Consider the following 24786-nt stretch of genomic DNA (forward strand, 5'->3'; position numbering starts at 1 on the left):
AAGAATCACGAGGGATAAACATCTATTATATAAGGCATTGACGTCTATTGTATAGGAGAGTATAAGATAAAAGCGAATAGACAAGACACTTATTATAAACTGTTTAAGATAGAATCAGGACAAGACAGGGTGAGGGTAAAAAGTTACCCTCACCCTACTACCGCACTTACCCTCACACGTTGTAACCACGATGAATAAAGGAATTGAGCGAAGGTGTGAGGATGTGAGGGTAAAAGTGATACAAAAATTTAGTTGAAATGAAATATTAAAAGCATCCATGTTCTATTAAAAAAGAAGGAGCTGCACAGTGCAATGCATTCTTTCTGTTAAAACCTCCAGGATACTCAAACAAAAAGAACCTCCGTCTGTTACATTAGCGATTTAAACATAGTAACCTAAACTTTAAAATTATGGCTAGAGAAAGTGTAAAAATCCTACAAGGTAAATTAGATGTAGAAAGTTTAATTTCACAGTTGAACGCAGCATTGGCTGAAGAGTGGTTGGCATATTACCAATATTGGGTAGGTGCATTAGTAGTGGAAGGCGCCATGCGTGCCGACGTACAAGGTGAGTTCGAGGAACATGCCGAAGAAGAACGTAGACATGCACAGCTGCTTGCCGACCGTATCATCGAGCTGGAAGGGGTTCCGGTACTTGATCCGAAACAATGGTTCGAACTGGCAAGATGCAAATATGATACTCCGCAAGGCTTCGATTCAGTCAGTTTGCTGAAGGATAATGTTGCTTCCGAACGCTGTGCCATTCTCCGTTATCAGGAAATTGCCGACTTTACTAACGGGAAAGATTTCACCACTTGTGATATCGCCAAACATATTCTTGCCGAAGAGGAAGAACATGAACAAGATTTACAAGATTATCTGACTGACATTGCCAGAATGAAGAAATCATTTCTCGAAAAGTAAATTCTAATTTAATAATGATTAGGTGAGAGAGGGTGCATCCGAAATACAGGATATGCCCTCTTTTATGTAATAGTACGATAAAAACCAAACTATTTTCAAACAAATCAAGAAGAAATCTTTCTTTTTTCGTATTTTTGTCCCAATATGCATGTTTAATCCAAGTAGATAACAACATCAACGAAAAGGAATGAAAGTAATTGATTTAATAAATAACAGTAAAGGTACAGCTTTTTCTTTCGAAATTCTCCCTCCTTTGAAGGGAACCGGAATCGAAAAGCTCTATCAGACAATCGACACTCTTCGAGAATTTGATCCGAAATATATCAATATCACCACGCATCGCAGCGAATATGTCTACAAAGATCTCGGCAACGGGCTCTTTCAGAGAAACCGCCTGAGAAGGCGTCCGGGAACAGTCGCTGTGGCGGCAGCCATTCAGAATAAATATAATATTACTGTGGTTCCTCATATCCTGTGCAGTGGTTTCACGCGTGAGGAGACCGAATATGTATTGCTGGATTTGCAATTTCTGAATATAACAGATTTGCTGGTACTCCGTGGAGACAAGGCTAAACATGAATCGGTATTTACTCCCGAAGGAGACGGATATCATCATGCGATTGAATTGCAGGAGCAGATTAATAATTTCAATAAGGGAATCTTCGTTGACGGTTCGGAGATGAAAGTCACCGCCAGTCCTTTCTCGTATGGTGTGGCGTGTTATCCGGAAAAGCATGAAGAATCTCCTAACATAGAGACAGATCTTTACTGGCTGAAAAAGAAGGTAGAAACTGGTGCAGAGTATGCTGTGACACAATTATTCTACGATAATAAGAAATATTTCGATTTTGTGGAGCAGGCTAAGGCAGCAGGTATCAACATTCCTATCATTCCGGGAATCAAGCCTTTCAAGAAAATCTCCCAACTAAGCATGATCCCCAAAACATTCAAGGTGGATTTACCGGAAGATCTGGTGAAAGAAGCATTGAAATGCAAGAATGATGCGGAAGCCGAACAGGTGGGTGTTGAATGGTGCGTGGCTCAATGCAAGGAGTTGATGGAACACGGAGTTCCGAGCATCCATTTCTATTCTATCGGAGCAGTAGACAGTATCAAGGAAATAGCCAAAATCATTTATTGATATGTTTTTCAGAGACGTAATCGGACAAGAAGAAATCAAGCAACGACTCATTCAGGAAGTGAACGAGGGGCGTATTCCACATGCCCAACTCATTTGCGGTCCCGAGGGAGTTGGTAAAATGCCATTGGCTATCGCATACGCACGCTACATCAGTTGCACCAATCGGGGCGAGGAAGATGCTTGCGGTGTCTGTCCGTCTTGTGTGAAATTCAATAAGCTGGTACATCCGGATGTGCATTTCGTATTCCCCATCGTGAAAAGTGCGAAAGGAAAGAAAGAAGTGTGCGATGATTATATTGCCGATTGGCGGCCATTCGTTATTAACAATCCTTATTTTAACCTCAACCATTGGTTGGGTGAAATGGACGCGGAGAACTCGCAAGCGCTGATTTATGCCAAAGAGAGCGATGAGATCCTGAAGAAGCTCAGTCTGAAATCCAGTGAAGGTGGATTTAAGATTACGATTGTATGGTTGCCGGAGAAAATGCACCCGGTATGCGCCAATAAGTTGCTGAAACTGCTTGAGGAGCCACCCGAAAAGACGATTTTTCTGTTGGTATCCGAAGCTCCGGACATGATTCTGCCTACCATTTTGAGCCGTACTCAACGTATGAATGTGCGGAAAATTGACGAAGCCAGCATCGACCGGGTATTGCAGAGTAAATATCATGTTCAGCCTGCGGATAGCATTTCGATTGCCCATCTGGCAAACGGAAATTTCGTCAAGGCACTCGAAACGATTCATCTGAATGAGGAAAATCAGTTATTCTTCGAGCTCTTCGTCAACCTGATGCGCTTGTCCTATCAACGGAAAATAAAGGAGATGAAGATGTGGAGCGAACAGGTGGCCAGCATGGGACGCGAACGCCAGAAAAACTTTCTGGAATATTGCCAGCGCATGATCCGCGAAAACTTTGTCTTTAACCTGCACCAGCGCAACCTAACGTATATGACCATTAATGAACAGAATTTTGCAACCCGCTTTGCGCCTTTTGTCAACGAACGTAACGTGATGGGCATCATGGACGAATTAAGCGAAGCGCAACTACATATAGAACAGAATGTAAATGCTAAAATGGTATTCTTCGACTTCTCGCTGAAGATGATTGTACTGTTGAAGCAATAATAAATATATAAACTTATGGAATATAAACTTCATAATGGAAGCGGTGGCCTTTGCTGCAAAGGATGCTCCCGACAAGATAAAAAGCTGAACACCTACGATTGGCTGGCGGACATTCCGGGCAATGCGGAAGAGAGTGACATGGTGGAAGTGCAATTCAAAAATACCCGGAAGGGATATTTTCGGAACAGCAACAAGATTAAACTGGAAAAAGGAGATGTAGTTGCCGTTGAAGCGGCTCCCGGCCATGACATCGGCGTGGTTACATTGACCGGCCGGCTCGTTCCCCTGCAAATGAAGAAAGCAAACTTCAAAGCAGATACGGAAATCAAGCGTGTCTATCGGAAAGCTAAGCCGGTAGATATGGAAAAGTTCAACGAAGCCAAAGCCAAAGAACACGCTACGATGATTCGTGCGCGTCAGATTGCGTTGAATCTCAATCTGGATATGAAAATCGGAGACGTGGAGTATCAGGGAGATGGCAACAAAGCTATTTTCTACTATATCGCCGATGAGCGGGTAGACTTCCGGCAGCTGATTAAAGTATTGGCCGAAGCATTCCGCGTACGTATCGAAATGAAACAAATCGGTGCCCGTCAGGAAGCAGGACGCATCGGCGGAATCGGTCCTTGCGGACGCGAACTTTGCTGCGCTACGTGGATGACGAGCTTCGTCTCTGTTTCTACCAGTGCAGCCCGTTTTCAGGATATCTCATTGAATCCGCAGAAACTTGCCGGACAATGTGCTAAGCTAAAATGCTGTCTGAACTACGAAGTGGACTGTTATGTGGAAGCTCAAAAACGTCTCCCATCAAGAGAGATAGAGTTGGAAACGAAAGATGGCACTTTCTATTTCTTCAAAGCGGATATTCTAAGCAATCAGGTTTCTTATTCTACAGATAAAAACTTCCCAGCCAATCTGGTCACTATCAGCGGCAAACGTGCGTTTGAAGTAATCTCCATGAATAAGAAAGGGATGAAACCGGACAGCTTGCTCGAAGAAGAAAAGAAACCGGAACCAAGAAAACCAGTTGATTTGCTGGAACAGGAAAGTGTTACCCGTTTCGACCGCAGCCGGAATAATAAAGAGGGCGGCAATAACGCTAACCGGAATAATAAAAAGAAGAAAAAAGGAAACAATAATAACGAAAACCGCCCGCAACAGCAAGCAGAAGGCGGCAATCGTCCGCAACAACCTCAACGGGAGAATGAAAACCGCCCGCAGCAGCCAGAAAACGGTAACAGAGGGGAAAGAGACAACCGCCCGAGAAATAACAATAACAACAACCGGAACAGAGGACAGAACCAGGGACGGAACAACGAAAACAGACGTCCGGAAAGAGGATCAAATCAAGAACGTCCACAAGGACAGGAACGGTCGAATCAGGAACGTCCGCAACAACAAGACCGTCAACGGGAACAGCAAGGGCAGGAACGTCAAGAACGCCGTCCCAACCACGAGCGTCCTTCCAGACCGGAAAGAAATCAGAATCAGGAGAAACAGTCAACTAATGAAAAGCCTACTCAAGAATAGTATATTGAGTCTATTCAGCGCTTGCTTACTGACAGCCTGCAATGAACATACAGTGTATCACTCTTATCAATCCCTTCCCAACGAGGAATGGGGAAAGAGTGATACACTCTCTTTTCAGATTCCCATAACTGACAGCGTTCCCACTACTCTCCGGCTTTTTGCGGAAGTCCGCAACAGTATCGAATATCCTTATCATGACCTCCATTTATTTATCAGTCAGAATCTACAGGATTCTACGGTATGGCGCACTGATACCATTGCTTTCTGCCTGGCTGACTCTACCGGAAGATGGACGGGACACGGATGGGGAAGCATTTACCAATCGGAAACTTTTATTACATCTGTTCGCCCTTTACATCCTGCAAATTATACTATTAAAATTATGAGCGGAATGAAAGATGAAAAGTTACAAGGATTGAGCGATGTAGGTATCCGTATTGAGAAGCAGTAAGATTAGAGTCTTCTGCCACGTCCTGCATCAATGCGCAGGAAGATAAACAGCAATATCGTAAATCCCCATAAAGAAGAACCTCCATAGCTGAAGAAAGGCAATGGAATACCGATAACCGGAGTTAACCCCAGCACCATACCGATATTAATAAATAAGTGGAAAAGGAAAATACTGACAACCGAATATCCATAAACCCGCCCAAAGTTGGAAGTCTGCCGTTCGGACAGGAAGATTAATCGTAAGATCAAAATAAGGAAAGCCAACAGGACAGCAGCCGAGCCGACAAATCCTTGCTCCTCACCCACTGTACAGAATATAAAGTCGGTATCCTGTTCGGGCACGTACTTTAATTTTGTTTGCGTACCATTCAGGAACCCTTTTCCTGTCAACCCACCGGAACCGATGGCAATCTTGGACTGATTCACGTTGTATCCGGCACCGGTCAAATCTTCTTCCAAACCGAGCACTACTTTGATACGGACTTGCTGGTGAGGTTCGAGCACATTATCAAATACATAATTGCTGGAATACAGGAAGCCGACAGAACCGATTGTAAACAGGGCAATCAGGAAATAAGTACGCTGCCGCTCACTTAATGCCAAATAAATCAGATAGCCTATCACCACAATACAAAGTGCCCATTGCACCCAAACGAGGCTAAAATGTACCCAATATTCGGATATTAAATAAGCAATCAGTAATATAGCCAAACTTCCACCAATGATATTGCGGGTAGCAGACCATTTCTTGCGATATACCCACACCATACCACCGGCAAATAATAAGATCAATAGTAATACGATAAATTCTCCCAGTGGTGTAGGAGTATCGGCGATAAAGACTTCATCAAAACGGATGCCGACCACAAAGTAGATTACCGCACATACGCCCGCAAAAAGCACTACTCCCGGCATTCCTTCACGATAAAGAACCAGAAAAAAAGCAAGATAAACCAATGCAGATCCTGTCTCCCGCTGACCGATAATCAATAACATCGGAAGAAGAATGATGAACCCCAGGATAAAGGCACACTTTTCTTTCTTGATACTGAATGAATAAGAGTTCATGTATTTGGCCAACGCCAAGGCCGTAGCGAACTTGGCAAACTCGGCGGGTTGCAGGCTCACAGGCCCCATGACAAGCCAGGAGCGTGATCCTTTGGTGTCCGGTGCTATGAAGATGGTAACAATGAGCAAGAGAATCATCCCCACATATATAATGTACGCGAACATATCATACATACGGTCTTCCAGCATCAACAGCACGAATCCGAGCCCGAAGGAACAGATAATCCACACGAACTGCTTGCCGGCACGGGTTGAGAAGTCGAGGAAGTCGCGTTCGCCATAGTCATAGCTGGCTCCGCAGACGCTAAACCATCCGCCAACAATCAGGAGCAGGTAAATAAAAATCGTTACCCAGTCCAGCGTTTTCCACAAACTATCGTTCCTCGTTACCATATAATATCACTCTGTTACTAAATTCTTCCGCCCTCAACTCGTTCTCCGGCGAGAGCTTGCCTTTCAAATACTGTTCCATCATCAGTGCGCCGAAAGGAACTCCGTAAGTAGCCCCCCATCCGCCGTTCTCTACATAGACAGCAATAGCTATCTTCGGTTTGTTCATCGGAGCAAAGCCCATAAATACCGAGTGGTCGTGTCCGCGGTTCTGCGCAGTACCCGTTTTTCCACAGGCTTCCAAATCCGGAACCATCACTGACAGCATACGACAAGTTCCTCCGGTGGCTGCGCCACGCATCCCTTCTACGACTGATTCATAATGTCTTTTCTCAATAGTGGTATAACGTGGTACGCGATAGATGCTGTCCAACTGATTATCTTGGATTTCCTTTACAATATGCGGTGTCACAAAGTATCCTCTGTTAGCAATCGTTGCTCCCAGGTTAGCAATCTGAAGGGGAGTGGATAGAATTTCCCCCTGTCCGATAGAGATACTGATTACTGTCAGTCCGTTCCAATGTCCGCGATAGGCTTTATCGTAGAACTGCGCATTCGGAATCAAGCCCCGTTTCTCTCCCGGCAAATCAACTCCCAGTTTGTAGCCAAATCCTTGCGAAACCATGTGGTCTTTCCAGACCGTAATGGCGTTTTGTGGCGAACCGTATTTACGATCGCCAAACATACGGAACAATCCCCAACAGAAATAGGAGTTGCACGATGTAGCAATAGCCGGAATCAATGGCAAGGGAGATCCGTGAGCATGACAGCCTACTGTCAATCTTCCGTAATGGAATCCATGTGAGCAAGGGAATGCCGGACTTTGTTCGGTGATGATTCCTTCTTGCAGAAACGTCAGTCCTTGCGCTGTTTTGAACGTAGATCCCGGAGGATACACTCCCATCAGGGCACGATTCAAAAGCGGTTTGGTCATATCACGTTGCAAGGCCAGATGGTTCTTGCCACGCTGGCGCCCAATCATCAAATGCGGGTCATAATTGGGAGAGGATACCAGACAAAGGATTTCTCCGGTCTCCGGTTCAATAGCCACAATGCTTCCAATCTTATTCTTTAATAAACGTTCGCCCAGCATCTGTAAGTCAATATCCAAACTCAATGTCAGGTTCTTGCCGGGAACGGAAGGACGGTCATATTCACCATCCATATAATGTCCCTGGATACGACCGTGCGCATCGCGAAGCAGAATCTCAATTCCTTTCTCGCCACGCAGATACTTTTCATACGATTTCTCGACTCCTAACTTGCCGACATAATCCCCACGGATGTAGTATCCTTCTTCATCCGCTTCCATTTCTTTTGCGGAGACTTCTCCGATATCTCCCAAAGCATGGGCGGCAGCATTGTACGAATATTGACGGATGGTACGCCGTTGAATATAAAAGCCACGAAACTTAAACAGCTTTTCCTGAAAGACACCACATTCTTCCGCCGAAAGTTGCGACATAAACAACTGGTTGGTATAGCGGGAATACCCCGGATTGCGGCGACGGTCTTTCATATCGCTCATTATTTTGAGAAACTGTGCACGGGTGATATTCAGCGATTGGCATAAATCGAGTGTGTCCAGATTCTCTATTTCCTTTGGCACGATCGTTATGTCGTATGCCGGCTGGTTGAATACCAATAGTTTACCGGTCCGGTCATAAATAGCGCCACGCGAGGGGTATTGGATCTTATTCAGAAAAGCGTTACTGTCAGCATTCTTCTTGTAGTCATCGGTCGTGATCTGCAATACAAAAAGACGTATCAGATAAATCAAAACAATGGAGATAGCAATGCCTCCGATTACAAATTTGCGCTTCTCTAAGATATAATCTTTTGCCATCGTTACTTCTTAATCCCTTCTATAGCTATGATACAGGTTACAGTCAGAATAGTGCAAAGAAGCACTCGCAACAGTAACAGCCAAATGCTGGTAAATGAGAAGAACTCAATGGAGAGTAATGCCAGACTGTGCACAAAAACACTTGCAGTAGTATATTTTAAGAAAGGACTGATTCCCATCGTCTTGAAAGAGGGAATAAGGCTGTCCGGATTATCACGGGGCATGAACAGACGAAGCAAAGAGGGACGGAGAAAGGCAAGCAATACGGTAGCTGCCGCATTCATTCCCGGAGTATCGGAGAATATATCAATGGTCAGCCCGAAGAAAAAAGCCCACAGCATCAGTTCATTCCGGGAAGTGCCGGAGCTGAATTTCAGAATAAAATAGATATAGAGAAAAGGAGTAGCATAGCCGGCAATATGTACACTATTAAGGATTAGCACCTGAAGAAGTACCAAGCCGATAAACCATCCGATTCTATGTATATAAGTAATAATCATTCTTTCATCACCTTGTTTTCAAGTTTCTTCTGTTCTTCCTGACCTGTCCGGGCTACCACCCGAACGTCACTCAACTTACCGAAATCAGTAGCCAGCTTGATTTTCAACAGATAGGAAAGTCCGTCATTAGAGTCGGACATATCATCTACCGTCCCCACCATTATACCTTCGGGAAAGACGGTGGAGAAACCACTGGTAACGACTGTATCTCCCAAATTAAACTCTGCATGACGAGGTAAGTCTTTCAGATAAGCATAGCGCGAATCTCCATGTTCCCATTTCAGGTAGCCGAAATAATCACTGCCGATAATCTTGCAACTGATATTCGACTTGCTGTTCAGTACCGAAATCACCACCGAGTAGGAAGGAGAGGTTTCATAAACAATCCCTACAATCCCATTACCATCCACCACTCCCATTTCGGAGCGAATACCAGAAGAGGAACCTTTATCAAGCGTGATATAATTATCAACCAGATTCAAACTGTTCTTTATCACATGCGCTTTAAACAACTGATAATCTGCTTGCGGCACCTGCCGGATGCTGTTGATGGCCATAGAATCGAGCTGCTGCTCTCTCAATGCTTTTTCCAGATTAGTGATCTGTTGTTCGAGCACCATGTTGCGATCCAACAGATCTTCATTGACCGATTTCAGATGAAAATAAGAGGAAATCCCTCCCGAAACTTCATAAACCGCCCCCACAACCGTATTGGCAGAAGTGAAGAATGCACTCTGCTGATAACGGTTGAACCGAAATAACAAAACAAAACTGGCTACCTCCAATAAGATGAAGAGGAACCAGTAATTGTATTTCAGAAGGAAGTTTAATAAATTCCTCATCCCCGGTTTATCTCATTAAGAAAGAGAAACGGTCTACGTTCTTCAATGCCACTCCTGTACCTTTGGCAACTGCATGCAAAGGATCTTCCGCAATATGGAAAGGAATGTTGATCTTATCGGTCAATCTCTTATCCAATCCACGAAGCAATGCACCACCTCCGGAGAGATAGATACCATTGTGCACAATATCAGCATACAGTTCAGGAGGTGTATTTTCCAATGCACTCAAGATAGCAGTTTCGATCTTTGAAATTGATTTCTCCAGACAGTGGGCTACTTCCTGGTAGCATACAGGCACTTCCATCGGAAGAGCCGTGATACGGTTCGGCCCGTGAACGATATAATCTTCCGGAGCATCATCACCCAGTTCGGTTAAAGCAGCACCTACATTGATTTTGATACGTTCTGCCATACGCTCGCTGACTTTCACATTGTGCTGACGGCTCATATATTCGCGAATATCCTCTGTCAGGTCATCACCGGCTGTGCGGATGGAGTTGTTGGAAACGATACCTCCCAAAGAGATAACAGCAATTTCCGTAGATCCACCACCTATATCGACAATCATGTTTCCTTCCGGAGCTTCCACGTCGATGCCGATACCGATTGCCGCAGCCATCGGCTCGAAAATCAAATAAACATCACGACCGCCGGCATGTTCCGCAGAGTCACGGACAGCACGGAGTTCGACTTCCGTACTTCCCGAAGGAACACCAATCACCATGCGAAGAGAAGGTGAAAACAAATGGTTGCGAGTATTCACCTGCTTTATCAAACCGCGCATCATCTGCTCGCAAGCATAGAAGTCGGCAATCACTCCGTCTCTCAACGGACGGATGGTACGTATGTTTTCGTGGGTTTTTTCATGCATCAACTTCGCCTTTTCCCCCACGGCAATCATCTTTTCTGTACGGCGATCCAGAGCTACAACCGAAGGCTCATCCACCACGATTTTTCCGTTCGTGATGATGATAGTATTGGCTGTGCCCAAGTCCATTGCTATCTCTTGTGTAAAAGAAAATAATCCCATTCTTAATTCTTGTTTTTAGTGTTTAAAATGACGGATACCGGTAGTCACCATCGCCATACCGTGCTCATTGCAATAAGCAAATGATAAATCGTCTTTTACCGAACCTCCCGGTTGGATAACAGCCGTAATACCTTCCTGATCCGCAATTTCCACACAGTCGGGGAACGGGAAGAAGGCATCGGAAGCCATTACTGCACCATTCAGGTCGAAACCGAATGATTTGGCTTTTTCAATTGCTTGTTTCAATGCGTCTACACGTGAAGTCTGTCCTACACCGCTTGCAAGAAGTTGTTTATCCTTTGCCAATACGATGGCGTTGGATTTGCTGTTCTTTACAATTTTGTTGGCAAACAACATATCTTCCACTTCTTCCGGAGTAGGAGCTTTGTCTGTCACGGTTTTCAGGTCGGCTACCGTTTCAATATTAGTATCTTTATCCTGCACCAATACGCCATTCAGCAAAGCGCGGAATTGTTTCTTAGGCAATTTAGCTTCCTTACGAACGAGGATGATGCGGTTCTTTTTCTGTCCCAGGATTTCGAGTGCATCCACATCATAATCCGGCGCGATAATCACTTCGAAGAAAATCTTGTTGATTTCTTCCGCAGCTTCTTTGTCGATGACACCATTCGTAATCAATACACCGCCGAAAGCAGAAACCGGATCACCGGCCAATGCGTCTTTCCAAGCTTCCAAAACTGTAGTACGGGAAGCTAATCCGCAAGCGTTGTTATGTTTCAGGATAGCGAAAGTGAGGTCATCGAATTCGTCGATCAGATCAACGGCTGCGTTGATGTCGAGAAGATTGTTATAAGAGATTTCTTTTCCGTGAATCTGGTCGAACATTGCTTCCAGATTTCCGTAGAAATAACCTTTCTGATGTGGGTTTTCACCGTAACGAAGTTGCTTCTGGCTATTAACAGAGCAACGGAAAGCAGAACCTTCGCCGGCATCGAAATAGTTGAAAATAGCCGAATCGTAGTGAGAAGAAACGGCAAATGCTTCTTTAGCCATCCAGCGACGTTCTTCGAGTGAAGAAGTAGCGCCGTGCTCCATCAACATATCCAATAATGGTTTGTATTGAGCTTGAGAAGCTACGATGATTACATCGTTGTAGTTCTTAGCTGCAGCACGAATCAGTGAGATTCCGCCTATATCGATTTTTTCAATAATGTCTGCTTCAGATGCACCGGAAGCTACGGTAGCTTCGAACGGATACAAATCAACAATAACCAGATCTATCTCGGGAATTTCATATTTCTCAATCTGTTGCATATCCTGTTCCAGGCCGCGACGACAAAGAATACCTCCGAAAATTTTCGGATGTAATGTCTTTACTCTACCACCGAGAATAGAAGGATAAGTGGTCAAATCTTCCACTGCCTTGCAAGGATATCCCAATGATTCAATAAACTGACGAGTTCCGCCTGTTGACAAAAACTCTACTCCCTCTTCATGAAGTTTGGTAATAATTTCATCCAAACCTTCTTTATGGTATACAGATACCAATGCAGTTTTTATTCTTTTAGACTCTGACATTGAATTGCTTATTAAGTATTTGGTGTGCAAAGTTACGAAATATTGTTTATCGTACGTAATAAATAAGGTGTGAATTAATAAAAAAAAGCGTTGACTCTCCTCAACGGAAAATCAACGCCTCTTCGCATATATGCTATCTATTCAAAAACTATTACCAGATAGATACTCGTTTTTCTTTAGGTACGAACATCGAATCCTGTTCGGTGATTTTGAATGCTTCATACCAATTCTGGATATGAGGAAGAGCACCGTCCACACGCCATTTGCCTAATGAGTGAGGATCAAGTTTGGTTAATCGGAGAATCTCTTCCGGACGGATATTTCCTGCCCACACATTAGCGTAAGCCAGGAAGAAACGTTGTTCCGGAGTAAATCCGTCAACAATTTCCAGCGGTGCGGCTTCTGTTGCATTCTTGAATGCCTGGAAAGATACTTGCAAACCTCCGTGGTCGGCAATGTTCTCTCCAAGTGTCAGGCTACCGTTTGCGTGTACGCCCGGAGCTACTTCAATACTGTCAAAGAAGTTAACCATCACCTGTGCCCGTTCTTCGAACTTTTTAGCATCTTCTTCTGTCCACCAGTCTTTCAGGTTTCCGTCTTTGTCATATTGACGTCCCTGATCGTCAAATCCATGAGTCATCTCATGGCCGATTACCACGCCGATTGCACCGTAGTTCATAGCATCGTCCGCATTCATATCGAAGAACGGAGGTTGCAGGATAGCTGCCGGGAAGCAGATTTCATTGGTAGTCGGGTTATAATAAGCGTTCACTGTTTGAGGAGTCATCAACCATTCATCCTTGTCTACCGGTTTGCCGGCTTTGGCAATCATTTCGTTGTAATCCCATTCGTTGGCACGCTCGATATTTGCCCAGTAAGAATCATCTTTGATCTCCAGTGCGGAGTAATCTTTCCATTTATCAGGATAACCTATTTTTACATGGAAGGTTGCCAGTTTCTCCAACGCTTTTTCCTTGGTCGGTTCACTCATCCATTCCAAACCTTTGATACGTTCTCCCAAAGAAGTTTGCAGGTTCTTCACCAGTGTAACCATACGTTCTTTGGCAGCAGCCGGGAAGTACTTCTCTACATACATCTGTCCTACCACTTCGCCAAGTACACCATCTACGGTGCTCACGGAACGTTTCCAGCGAGGTTGCATTTCTTTCTTTCCAGACATTGTTCTGCTGTAGAAATCGAAGTTTTGTGCTTCAAAATCATCGCTTAGATAAGAAGCGGCAGCATCTATCAATCCCCATTGGAGATATAGCTTCTGATCGTCCAGTGATACGGTATTAATCACATCGGCTACTTCCTTCATGGCAGCAGGCTGACCTATATTCACTTCTTCCAAATCTTTCAAACCGGAAACGGTGAAATAAGTATCCCAGTCAAAAGTCGGGAAGTTCTTTTTCAGCGTCGCCCTATCCATCTTGTTATAATTAGCATGAGGATCACGCAATTCCACTTGTGAACGAGCCGCTTTCGCCAGGCGAGTTTCGATGTTCATCACTGCTTTCACAGCTTTCTGTGCAGTAGCCTCATCATAACCTGCCAACTGGAACATTTTGGCGATATGTTCCTGATATTTATTACGGATATTCTTAGTCTGCTCGTCATTCTCCAGATAATAGTCACGCTGTCCCATTCCGATACCACCTTGATAGGTCTGTACGATATTCATGGAACTGTTCATATCATCTGCACTTACGAACATGGTGAAGTAAGGACGGATGCCTTTCTTCTGGCTCTCTGCGATATATGCATAGATTTCTCCTTTATCCTTGAGAGCGTCAATGGCTGCCAGTTCTGCTTTGATCGGAGTTACACCTTCCTGGTTCAGCTTCACGCTATCCATTGCGATATTATAAAGATCGCCTACTTTCTGCGCAGCACTGCCCGGTGCGTTATCTTTCTTCGCTGCCAATTCGGCAATCAATGCTTTCAGTTGTTCACGACTGTTTTCGCGCAACATATCGAATGTACCGAAACGTGAATACTCGTCTGTCAGCGGATGATCTTTCACCCAACCTCCACAGGCATATTGATAAAAACTTGTACCCGGCATAGCCGTGGTATCCAGATTAGCAAGGTCGATACCGGACGTCAGCACGGCCTCTTTCTTACTGTTACATCCTGTTGTCATAAGGCATACGGCAAGAATTGGTAAATACTTGGTTACTTTCATATTGTATAAATAATTAAATAGTCTCTCTAATCAACAATCATCCTACCCGCAGTCCGGCACCGAGGAAGAAGGTGACCGACACCGAGGAACGCCTCGTTCCTCAACGAGAAACACCTGTTTCGACACCGAGAAACAGATACCCGCCAGGAATACCTTCTATCGAGGTATAGCATTTCTCTCACATAGTGCTCGGAAGTATGCGTTTTGTTCTAGTTTTTCGCTTCTTCCAGTTCCATCGAAACCCGCTCCCACTCTTCAACAATGCCATCCAACTGTTGCTTCAGTTTTTGATGCCGTTCATAGAGCTGCATATCCGAAGCTCCTTCGGGAGTTGCCATCTTCGTTTCTACGATAGCAATCGCGGATTCGGTTTCCTCTATTGAAGCTTCACAGTCCGCCACCTGGCGTTCGAGTTTCTTAATCTTCTTATTAAGTTCTTTCTGGGCTTCGTAAGAGAGCTTATTCTCCGAAGGCTGAACGGTTTCAGGTTCATTACCTTTAGCTGAAGCCGTGGGAGAAGCCGACAGTCCCGCTCCTTTCTGAAGCTCGTTCAAGCTATCTATCTTTTTCTTTTGCAAGAATTCATAGATACCTCCAAGGTGTTCTTTTACAAGTCCACCACCGAACTCATATACTTTAGTCGCAAGTCCATCCAGAAAATCACGGTCGTGGCTGACAAGAATCACTGTTCCGTCAAATTCGCGGATAGCTTCCTTCAAAACATCTTTCGAACGCATATCCAAATGATTGGTCGGTTCGTCCAGAATCAGTAGATTTACGGGTTCCAGCAGAAGTTTAATCATCGCCAATCGCGTACGTTCTCCTCCGGAAAGGACTTTCACCTTTTTATCCGAAGCTTCGCCTCCAAACATGAAAGCTCCCAGTATATCACGTATCTTCAGACGGATATCTCCTGTCGCTACCCGGTCAATCGTATCGAATACAGTCAAGTTCTCATCCAACATTTGTGCCTGGTTCTGCGCAAAATAACCGATTTGTACATTATGTCCGATCGTTAGTTTGCCTTCGAAATCAATCTCGTCCATGATACATTTCACCAAGGTAGACTTACCCTCTCCGTTCTTCCCGACGAAAGCCACTTTCTCTCCCCTGTTGATAGTCAGGTTGACATCATGGAAAACGACATGGGTGCCATACGCTTTGCGCACATCTTCGCAAATCACAGGATAGTTTCCGCTACGACTGGCTGGAGGGAATTTTAAACGCAAGGCGGAATTATCTTCCTCGTCCACTTCGATGCGGTCTATCTTTTCCAGTTGCTTGATACGGCTTTGCACCTGTACGGCTTTCGTTGCTTTATAGCGGAAGCGTTCGATAAAATCTTCCGTATCTTGTATTTGTTTCTGCTGATTTTCGTAAGCACGGAGCTGTTGTTCACGGCGTTCTTTACGCAGGACTACAAACTCATCGTACTTCACTTTGTAGTCGTAAATCTGACCGCAAGTAATTTCGATGGTGCGGGTCGTTACGTTATTCAGGAAAGCACGGTCATGGCTGACTAATACGACTGCATTGGCACGTGTAGACAAAAAGTTTTCCAACCATTGGATACTTTCAATATCAAGGTGATTGGTCGGCTCATCGAGCAAAAGCACGTCCGGGCGTCGTAAGAGCAATTTTGCCAATTCGATACGCATACGCCATCCACCGGAAAACTCCGAAGTAGGGCGTTCAAAATCTTCCCGACTGAATCCCAATCCGAGAAGTGTCCGTTCGATTTCCGCCTGAAAGTTCGTACCGCCCATCATCAGGAACCGGTCGTTTTCATGCGTGAAACGGTCTATCAACTGATGATATTCTTCCGAATCATAGTCTGTCCGTTCGGCCAATTCCTGATTCATCCGTTCCAACTTCGCCTGAAGCTCAAATATATGTTCGAATGCCAGTTCTGCCTCTCCCATCACCGTCCGGTTGTCGGAAAGAATCATGACCTGTGGCAAATATCCGATGGTTACATCTTTCGGAGTAGCTACCACTCCGCGTGTCGGTGACTGCAAACCTGCCAATATCTTCAGCATGGTTGATTTGCCGGCACCATTTTTGCCGACCAGCGCAATGCGGTCTTTCTTATTAATTACATAGCTGACGTCCTCAAAAAGCGGCGTCGCATTAAATTCTACTGATAATCCTTCTACTGAAATCACTTCTGCTTCTGATTTATAACATTTTGGACTGCAAAGATACTGAATATTTATTAGATACTACTTAGTATGATACGTTATGAAAAACAAAAAAAGCAGTCATTCTTATGAATGACTGCTTTCTATCTTAATCAATGGCTCTTCTTTAGAACAACTTAGCAGGATATTCACCGGCATCTACCAATGCCTGAATCTTGTCTACTACGCTCTGACGGTCTTCCGGATAAGTGACGCCGAACCACTTGCTGGTAGTATCCAGTACTTCAACAGTGGCAGTTCCGTCATTAATCAATTTATCTACCATCAATGGGATGAAGAACTCGCTCTTCAGGTTTTCCATATTCTTCGGATCGCTTAGGAAAGTCTTGAAGAATTCCTGACTGTAAGCGAAGTAATCAGGAGTAAAGCCCCAGAAGTTCATACTTACCGGAGTCGTGTCGGGAGTAGCCGTCCATTCGCCATCATCACCGATATATTTCACTTCGCCGTCCAGACGTTGAATCTTCGTACGTTCTACTACAGATGTCAACAATCCTTTAGCATCTGTACTACAGATACCACGAGATACCGTACCGCTTTCGCTCAATGTATTTCCTACACGGAAACCTACCATTGAATAAACGTTCTTTGAATTTTCAGGAAGAGCAGAAAGGAATTTACCCATTACCTGGAAAGAATCGCGACCATAGAAGTCATCACAGTTAATCACTGCAAACGGTTCTTTAATCACATCAGCGCCCATCATTACTGCATGGTTAGTACCCCAAGGTTTAGTACGGTCTGCCGGGCAAGTAAAGCCTTCCGGAAGATCGTCGATTGATTGAAATACCAGTTCGCAAGGAATGTGACCTTCGTATTTGGAAATAATTTTATCACGGAAATCTTGTTCAAAATCTTTGCGGATTACAAATACAAGTTTGCCAAATCCGGCATTGATAGCATCATAGATTGAGTAATCCATAATAGTTTCGCCATTAGGACCCAGTCCGTCTAATTGCTTCAAGCCTCCATAACGGCTACCCATACCGGCTGCCAATAAGAATAAAGTTGGTTTCATAAATTGTGTAATATTAAAAGGTTAGTGATGTCAACGGCATCAGATTTCGTTGCAAAATTACAAAAATAGTTGAATCCAACAGGACAAATATCAATCATTATTTACCAAAATCGTACAAAAATCATTCATTAGAAGGGATAACCGATAGCAAAATGTATTCCCAGATTCTTCATAAAGGATCCTGTGACATTGTAATATCCGCTTCGTTCTGTATCGTAAGGCAAATGCAAAGGTATACCGAAGTCGAGACGGAACACCAGAATATCCATATCATAACGAATACCGACACCAGTACCCAAGGCGATTTGTTTCGGGAAAGTTTTCAGTTCGAGTTGTGAATTGGGACGGGCCTCATCCTTTCGCATCAGCCAAACGTTTCCCGCATCCAGGAAAGTGGCTCCCCAAATGCTCTTAAAGATACGGAAACGGTATTCTACATTTGCCTCAAAACGGAAAGTACCCGTCTGGTCGAGGTAAGAATAGCGGCTTTCCGCCGGATGGTATCCGCCCGGGCCGATGCTACGTACTGTAAAAGCGCGGATGCTGTTGGCACCACCCACATAGAATTGTTCGCTGTAAGGGGCTATCGTTGCATTACCGTAGGCGAAGAGAGCGCCCAAAGCTACACGGGAAGCAATCTTATTATTCTTGTCCATATTCCACAAATGGCGGAATTCCGTATTCAGTTTCACAAACTGCGCGAAAGGGACGTTCAGCAAACGTTTGTCCTCTTTGCTGAAAGACTGACCGAAAGCACGGTAAATCACCGAGGTCAGGTTACCGGCAGAGGTTACAGTCGATTGCCACCAAATCGGATTTTTAATACCGCGTGCGGAAGCATTATCATAGGTATAGGTATATTCCATTGCAGGAATAAACTGATCTTTCAAACTGATATATAATGCAGGATTGGCATCGGCAATTTCCCTGAACTCTTCCGATTGGTGTTGAAGGACGTTGAATGTCAGTTTAAAAGGGGTGATACTATGCCGGCTTGTACGTGTCGGCTGGAAATCGTAGGTAGCATTTCCGCCGAATGACAACAGTTTATAATACCTGGCACGGTTCAACTGGTCGATGTATAGACGGAATGTAGTGGTAGCCGGGAAGTCAAACTCCCTTTTCCCCCAATGCGGGAAAACCACGCGCGGGAAAGTCAGAGAGGTGGAAATTCCCATCTCCCAGCTGTTCATTAAAGAGCTTTTTTCTCCTCCGCCGGTTTGCCATTCATAAGAACCTTTCAGCTTCACGTTCCAGCTTTCGCCACCTCCGAATACATTGTTCCGAGTGACGCCGAATGATGCCCCGGGACCGGTTTGGTCGTTACTTTTGGTTACGACATTCAATTCCAGTTCGGCGTCCAGCGGCCTGGCAAATGTGGCCTGCATGGTTACGTTCAACGTATCACAAACGGCTGTCGTATCTTTCGGAGCATATTGCAAATCCAGATAACTGAAGATTCCCAACTGGCTAAGTTTCTCCTGCACCTGCTCCTGCCGATACTGACTGTAAAGACGGGTACGATTGGAAGCCCGCATCTGTGCATTCCGCACAAACTGTTGATAGTTCAACCAACGATAAAGCATATTCGGACGTACCTGCAATTTCTTATAATAATGTATATTCAGATTCTTATACATCATGCTGTCATTGGGCGCCTCACCATTCTTGCCAAACAGGTAAACAGAAGCATCTCCTACATAGTAAGGACGTTGTGCCGCAGCGGGTAATCCCGGAACGGGAATCAGACGAAGGCTGATATGTCCACCGGGAACCAATGTCGTATCTGCCTGATAAGTCATATAATCGGGACGGAAGTAAAAATATCCCCGGTTACGCAACAGCGTACTGATACGGGTACGCTCTTCATCCAGATCGACCACGTTAAACTGCTCGCCGGGACTTATATAAGACATTCGACGTCCCCGTTCCATAATGCGCAACGTTTGGGGAGTGAAACGCTGATAATAAACCGTATCTATAAAATAAGGATTCTTCATGTCTACCGTATAAAGAATACTTGCTTTCAGGCTGTCTTTCTTATCAACCAATGTTTCATAAGTCACTTTTCCATTGAAGTAACCATAATCACGGAGTAAGTTTGTAGCCACCTTGATACGAACCTCCGGATTGACAGTAGAGATAAACACCGGAGGATTGGCAGCCAGGCGGTTGAACATCCACTTTCCAAATCCCTTTTTATATTTCACAAAGTCGTTATACATCCACATTTTAAAAGGAATAGGCAGAAGGCCTCCTAACATCTTTGTACTGGGAGTTTTGTCAAGAGCCGCATCAATCTCTGTTAAAGCCGTCTCTCCTACCGGTGTTGCCGACTTATTCTCTACCACCGTTTTTCCTCCTGTATAAAGTACCTCCCCTTCAGGCAGGTGTTTTGTCACCGAACAGCCCGAAAACAAAATGATACCAATCAGACAACTTGCTAATATGTTATTATATATCCCTTTCATGCTTACTTCTTTTTCTTAAAGATGAACAGTTCACTGAGTTTGTCCAGTTTCTTGCGAAGTACCAGACCGACTCCTGTTTCCGTAATCTCGCCTTCGAGTACACTCTCGTAGTTTTTATCGTAGAACAGACGAACATAACGGGTTCCGGTTCTATCCAAACGATATTCCAGAGAGATGTTATCGATAAAGGATTCCGCATCATTCGTCGCATTCTCACCTGTAGACACCTTACCTCCGATTACAATCTGGAAACGGTTGTTAAAGAGACGTTGTGAATAACGGAAACTGTAATCCGTACGCTTACCACCCGTATCCGACAAATCGTGATCTTCGATACCGACAGAAACACTGGCATTTTTCAAATTTCCCATCAATGAGTTGATTTGGCTGCTTAATACGGAGTTCAGTGCGGAACCCATATTCAGTTTACCCAATCCACCACCTCCGCCACCAATCGGTCCGGTGCCAAGATAGGTTTTCATAACCATAATATAGAGGGCTTGTTTACCTCTCTCTTCCGCCCCCATGGCTGTCAACTCGTTTTGTATGGTTGCATCTTCGGGAGCAGATACATCAAATGCAAAGGAAAGATTATCCAACCGGTTCTTGACAACAATGGACACATCGAAATTAACCGAACGCGTTCCGCCGTTCTCTCCTTCGGAAACAGAAGCACGGATACGATCGGTTGCTTTGAAGTTCAACATCGGGTCCATGGGGTTTCCTGTCCATTCCACATAGCTACCGTTATCGATAGCAAATTCTTTGGCAGCAATGACAGGTAAAGCATATTTCATCAAACCGCCGCTCAACGTATAGCGTCCGGTCAATGTCAGATCACCTTGCGGAGTATATTTCATAGAGAGGTCACCTCCCCCTTCCAGTTCGACACGATTGTCATTGCTTGCATCCAAATCGACTTTCAAACGGACGGATGGATCGATATGTACCATCATCACCATGTCCAACCCGCCTAAAGAAACAGTCGGCACTTCTTGTTGGACAACCGTAGTGGTGTCGCTAAACGAAGTAAAGGTTACCAGACTTCCCAAACGATCCTGTACCGTCAACGGCGAGTCGGTCAAGATATAGGAAACGTCTGTATTACCCAACAGGCTCATGTTTCCACGCATATTCAATCCATCCAACGGCCCTTTCACTGTTGCCCGGAAATCGGCAAAGACTTTTCCGTAGACCAGACTCTCACGAGTGCGTTTGGCATCCAGAAGCGTATAGTTCTGCGCCAGCAGATTCAGATTCGCCATCGGTCGGAACATATCCCTGAAATCAACATAACCGTCAATCGTGAATGGAGTTTTTCCTGTTGTATAAATTGCGAATTTATCAAATTCCAACCGATTATTCTTTATCTGTACCGGACGGTTGTCGAGCCTGAAGTTAGCACCATACTGCCGGGAAAGGACAGTAACGCTATCCAATATCAGTTCGCCATTTATCAAAGGCTGTTCGGTACTACCCGCAATATTCAGATTACCATCCATATCACCGGCCAGCGTAGCCATTTTATCAGGAATAAATACGTTAGCTACACGTAGCGGGAAATGCTCCAGAGTAGCGTTTACTTCCAGACTGTCTTTTCCTGTCTGGGTTGGAACCAGCTTACCATCCGCCACCATCACTTCCACTTTGTCATGATTCAGATAGGCGTTCAGGTATTGTTTTCCCTGTTCGCCTGGCAGCCAGGTGGCTCCCACTGTCACGTCACCAATTCGTTGACGTTCATAAGTCAATTCATCAATAGCTGCTTCAACCGAAAGTTGAAGATCCTTTTCGGTCTGTACATAGTGCGCTTCCGCAGAGAATAAACCGGTTATTTCCGGGAAGTAAGGAAGTACACTGCTCAAATCAGCCAAACTGATTCTTCGGATTTCCACATCAATATTCTGTAGAGAAACGGTGTCTCCCCGTACAGAATGTACACGGAATCCCATTCCTTCGTCATCCCACATATCTACATTGGCGTATACACGCATATTCTTATGCACATAAATCCAATTATGATTTTCATTGAAATGAAACTTCTGGAAGGCGATTATCGGTTCTTCCGGAATCAAGGTGAGAGCCAGTCCATCGCCTTTTCCTTTGCCCTCGAACAAGGGACGTGCATTGACACCGAGTAATACTCCTGTTTCTCCTTTTCCATTCTTAAAGTCTACCAGCAATTCGGCATCCCGATCACGAATTTCTCCCGTCAGTGTGGTAGAGAAGGAGAATTGCGGATTCTTGGGACCGTTAATAACTCCGGCACGCAATTTCATGAGTGTGGTATCTTGTTTGACGGTAAAGAAGATGGTATCCAATTGCAAGGTATCTACTTTCAAGGCGTGGATAGCGGCTTTTCCATTAATTCCCCAGTTGGGAGCCGTTCCGAATTTCACTGAAGCGTCATGGTAAGCTATCTTCTTGGTAGCCAGAAAATATGCCAAAGGGTTCTCTTGTCCTGCGGAGAAAGAGAAAATAGCAGTTGGCAATGCTTTGCGTAATTCAGCGTGATTCAAGGCTTTCTCATCAATCTGCTTCATCAGTACATCCACAAAATGAGTGGACTGACGAATCAAAGGATTAACACCGGAACGTGCACTCAAATCGAGTTTCATATCTCCGGAGATTAAATGGGTAAATACGCGGTTCTGACGAGCCTCTGCCGAAAAATTGAAAGTCAGCGGACGCTTCATTGGCTCCGGCATGATTCCCAGTTCATGCAAATCCAGTTGGGTGACATCAATCGTTATTTTACCGTCGGGGTAGCTGTGTGCCAGATTGTATTCAGCATCCGTTGTCATTTTCAATAAAGCATTGTCACTTGTCAGATGTGCAGTGACCAATGCGCCTTTAAGTTCTCCCGTCAGATCAAGATTGGAAAGATGGTATTTAGCATAATGAAGCTGATCTAATGAAAGATTCAATTTGGCAAATGAATGGTAGGACATGACATCTAATCCACGACCATTAGCCGCAGCCGAAAGAGAAAGTTCATAGATAGAGTCTTTCGGGAGGAAACTATGAAGTTGCAGATTGTCTATTTTCAGATCAGCCTTATAGACTTCGGTAGTGGTATTTAAGGCTGCATTCACGTCTATAGCTCCTTGTCCTTCTTTCAAACGGAGATTTGCTTTATATTCAGGACCTTTGATATCCACTTTCGCCACCAGATTCATGCTGTCAGGAATGACAAGCGTACCATTAGGCGCTTCTCCCGACAGAGCGGTCAGGAAGTTCAGGTTTTGAGTAGTCATTTTCAGGCCGATGGTTCCGGTGCGTGTGAGGCTGTCGGTGAGGTTTTCCAAAAGGCCACCGCCCTCCAATGCAAAAGCACCCGGCAGGTCTACCGTGAAACGGGAAATCTGCATTTCTTTCAGATTGCCGTCCGTGCCGGCACGGATGACGAGCGGACGAAATGGATAGGCTACTTTGAAGCTTTCGGGCAGACCGCCGGCAAACAGCATGACGTCTTCTTTGCCGATATAAGCATTGAGACGGGCGGATAAGCGTCCCGTAGTGGGGATATTGACCAGTTCCCAATAGGTATGGGCAGATAAATCGATTTCAGAATGGGGAGTGTTCAGTTTCAAACCAGGAACACAGATAACTGAATCATTGGAGTAGGCTCTACCCGTCAGGGAAGTGACGCTCAATCCGGAACGTTCGTTCATGGTAAACTCACGAATGACTGCGTTCATATCCCTCCCTTTATACAGCAAGGAATCCAGAGCGATGCGAATATCCCGGACGGCAATATGAGAAGTGTCGAAGCCCTCTGCCGGTTGAGCAGTTCCGGTATCATAACTGGCAGAGGTTCCCGATAATAAGAACTTCTTCAAGTCGTAGTACTGATTCTTCAAATCTGCTTGAGCATCATCGATGGCTGCTTCTCCAATATGGGCCGCCATACGCATGGAATCAGCAGGAAGTTGCATACTGAACGATACATTTTTCAATTTCAACTGATGAAGAGCTACTTTCCAGTTGATCGGAGCAGAAGCTGTGGTATCTTTGGGCGTAGTTGTGGTATCATTCATCAGTAGCTGCACGTGAGTGTCGGATAGTTCGACCTGATTGATTACCGCTAGTTCATTAGACAGATCGACGCCATGACTTTGCAGGAAGAAACGTCCCAAAACGCCTTTAATCTTCATTCCCTCCATCAAATCGGCTGAATTAACGGCTACCCGGCTCAAAGTGACTTCATCCACTTCTACTTTTCCTTTTATCAACGGCCATGCCTGTACACGAACATTGAGACTTTCCAAAGACAAAAGGGTATCCGGCTGTTGAATAACCTCCACGCCACGTACCAACAGATTAAGCGGGAAACGAAGGTCTATCCGCTCCACCTGAATCCGCATGCCGGTTGCTTTAGAAGCGTATGCAGTAACCTCCCGACGCAAAAGATTCTGAACGGGAGGAACATAAAGCAATACCATTAGTATTACAAAGAGTATTATAGGAGTAAGCAATATCCAGCTTACCCAACGTATCCATTTTCGTTTCATGTAAAATGT

16 protein-coding genes are annotated in these 24786 nt (G+C 44.8%); 5 read left to right on the forward strand and 11 right to left on the reverse strand.

The genetic code is table 11. The features are described 5' to 3' along the window. Positions 1 to 410 precede the first annotated feature (410 nt). The 5 genes from DXA54_RS02420 to gldH all read left to right on the forward strand — a co-directional run bounded on the left by DXA54_RS02420 (position 411) and on the right by gldH (position 5171). Complete coding sequence (locus DXA54_RS02420) at positions 411 to 923, forward strand: ferritin-like domain-containing protein (RefSeq protein ID WP_120078908.1); 513 nt, start codon at positions 411 to 413, stop codon at positions 921 to 923. Between the two features lie 187 nt (positions 924 to 1110). Continuing rightward, entirely contained in the window at positions 1111 to 2064 is a 954-nt protein-coding gene (gene metF, locus DXA54_RS02425) for a methylenetetrahydrofolate reductase [NAD(P)H] (protein WP_004299949.1), read from the forward strand. A gap of 1 nt (position 2065) precedes the next feature. Beyond that, on the forward strand, positions 2066 to 3190 hold the full coding sequence (locus DXA54_RS02430; protein WP_004299948.1) for an ATP-binding protein: 1125 nt from the start codon (positions 2066 to 2068) through the stop codon (positions 3188 to 3190). Positions 3191 to 3205: 15 nt separating this feature from the next. After that, entirely contained in the window at positions 3206 to 4720 is a 1515-nt protein-coding gene (locus DXA54_RS02435) for a stage 0 sporulation family protein (protein ID WP_117610973.1), read from the forward strand. Beyond that, positions 4698 to 5171, forward strand: a complete 474-nt coding sequence (gene gldH, locus DXA54_RS02440; RefSeq protein WP_004304910.1) for a gliding motility lipoprotein GldH — start codon at positions 4698 to 4700, stop codon at positions 5169 to 5171. The genes DXA54_RS02435 and gldH overlap by 23 nt, the downstream gene beginning before the upstream one ends. 2 nt (positions 5172 to 5173) lie before the next feature. Here the strand turns inward: gldH and rodA are convergent, their stop codons facing one another. The 11 genes from rodA to DXA54_RS02495 all read right to left on the reverse strand — a co-directional run bounded on the left by rodA (position 5174) and on the right by DXA54_RS02495 (position 24777). Beyond that, positions 5174 to 6631, reverse strand: coding sequence for a rod shape-determining protein RodA (gene rodA / locus DXA54_RS02445; RefSeq protein ID WP_004304911.1), 1458 nt, complete (start codon positions 6629 to 6631; stop codon positions 5174 to 5176). After that, positions 6612 to 8474 carry a penicillin-binding protein 2 gene (mrdA, locus tag DXA54_RS02450; protein ID WP_004324644.1) on the reverse strand — a complete coding sequence of 621 codons (1863 nt, stop codon included), beginning with the start codon at positions 8472 to 8474 and terminating at the stop codon, positions 6612 to 6614. Before mrdA ends, rodA begins: the two co-directional genes overlap by 20 nt. 2 nt (positions 8475 to 8476) lie before the next feature. Beyond that, the gene (gene mreD, locus DXA54_RS02455) at positions 8477 to 8974 is read right to left on the reverse strand and encodes a rod shape-determining protein MreD (protein WP_004299943.1); all 498 of its coding nucleotides are present in this window, start codon (positions 8972 to 8974) and stop codon (positions 8477 to 8479) included. Further along, a complete protein-coding gene (mreC, locus tag DXA54_RS02460; RefSeq protein ID WP_004299942.1) occupies positions 8971 to 9816 on the reverse strand; it encodes a rod shape-determining protein MreC in 846 nt (281 codons plus the stop codon). The genes mreD and mreC overlap by 4 nt, the downstream gene beginning before the upstream one ends. Before the next feature lie 7 nt (positions 9817 to 9823). Further along, positions 9824 to 10846 (reverse strand): rod shape-determining protein, encoded by a 1023-nt coding sequence (locus DXA54_RS02465; RefSeq protein ID WP_004299941.1) that lies wholly within the window; start codon positions 10844 to 10846, stop codon positions 9824 to 9826. A gap of 15 nt (positions 10847 to 10861) precedes the next feature. Continuing rightward, positions 10862 to 12385: a bifunctional phosphoribosylaminoimidazolecarboxamide formyltransferase/IMP cyclohydrolase gene (gene purH, locus DXA54_RS02470; RefSeq protein WP_120078909.1), complete on the reverse strand. Its 1524-nt coding sequence runs from the start codon at positions 12383 to 12385 to the stop codon at positions 10862 to 10864. A 151-nt stretch (positions 12386 to 12536) separates the two neighbouring features. Continuing rightward, the gene (locus DXA54_RS02475; RefSeq protein ID WP_120078910.1) at positions 12537 to 14573 is read right to left on the reverse strand and encodes a M13 family metallopeptidase; all 2037 of its coding nucleotides are present in this window, start codon (positions 14571 to 14573) and stop codon (positions 12537 to 12539) included. Between the two features lie 209 nt (positions 14574 to 14782). Then, positions 14783 to 16738, reverse strand: coding sequence for an ABC-F family ATP-binding cassette domain-containing protein (locus DXA54_RS02480; RefSeq protein ID WP_120078911.1), 1956 nt, complete (start codon positions 16736 to 16738; stop codon positions 14783 to 14785). A gap of 142 nt (positions 16739 to 16880) precedes the next feature. Then, positions 16881 to 17792 (reverse strand): NDP-sugar synthase, encoded by a 912-nt coding sequence (locus tag DXA54_RS02485; RefSeq protein WP_004299937.1) that lies wholly within the window; start codon positions 17790 to 17792, stop codon positions 16881 to 16883. A 128-nt stretch (positions 17793 to 17920) separates the two neighbouring features. Then, a complete protein-coding gene (locus DXA54_RS02490; RefSeq protein ID WP_120078912.1) occupies positions 17921 to 20263 on the reverse strand; it encodes a BamA/TamA family outer membrane protein in 2343 nt (780 codons plus the stop codon). Between the two features lie 2 nt (positions 20264 to 20265). Continuing rightward, complete coding sequence (locus tag DXA54_RS02495; protein ID WP_165863213.1) at positions 20266 to 24777, reverse strand: translocation/assembly module TamB domain-containing protein; 4512 nt, start codon at positions 24775 to 24777, stop codon at positions 20266 to 20268. Positions 24778 to 24786: the final 9 nt, after the last annotated feature.

It is taken from the genome of Bacteroides sp. OF03-11BH (genome assembly GCF_003604005.1).
Lineage (GTDB): Bacteria > Bacteroidota > Bacteroidia > Bacteroidales > Bacteroidaceae > Bacteroides > Bacteroides ovatus.